The sequence below is a fragment of the Kitasatospora sp. P5_F3 genome, from assembly GCF_054049135.1.
On the sequence record NZ_JBFUMY010000219.1, the window covers coordinates 1 to 423 of the forward strand.

Here is a 423-nt window from a genome sequence, read left to right on the forward strand (position 1 = left end):
GCCCTCGTTGAACCGGGCGATCAGGTAGGCGGCGTGGCCGTCCAGGCTGGTCTGCCGGCCGCCGGTCGGCCCGGAACCGATCAGCTCCTCGGGGGTGGCCGCGCGCATGAACTTGCGGACTGTCTTGGGGTCCAGGCGGAGCTCGGCGACGATCTCCTTGTGGCGGACGCCCTTGTTCATCAGCGCGTGCACGGCCGCGTGCCGTTCACAGGTTCGCTGGGCCCGCTGCCCCTTGGGCAGCACCGCCTCCTCCTTCTCGGGTGTGGGCGGGGCCCACTGCGGGCGGAGGCGGGCGACGACTCGCTCGGCCGCCTCGCCGAGGTTCTTCCACAAGTGGAACCGGTCCGCGACCTGCGTGGCGGTGCCGGCGCCGCGGTCCGCGCCTTCGGCGTAGTAGCGGGCCCGGTCGCGGCAGATCACCTC

Annotated in this window: 1 protein-coding gene; it reads right to left on the minus strand. The window is 73.0% G+C overall.

Translation table 11 applies throughout. The annotated features are described in order from the left end of the window. Nucleotides 1–423, minus strand: a 423-nt coding sequence (locus ACXJMZ_RS37450; RefSeq protein WP_457034445.1) for a transposase, incomplete at both ends; no start/stop codon positions are given.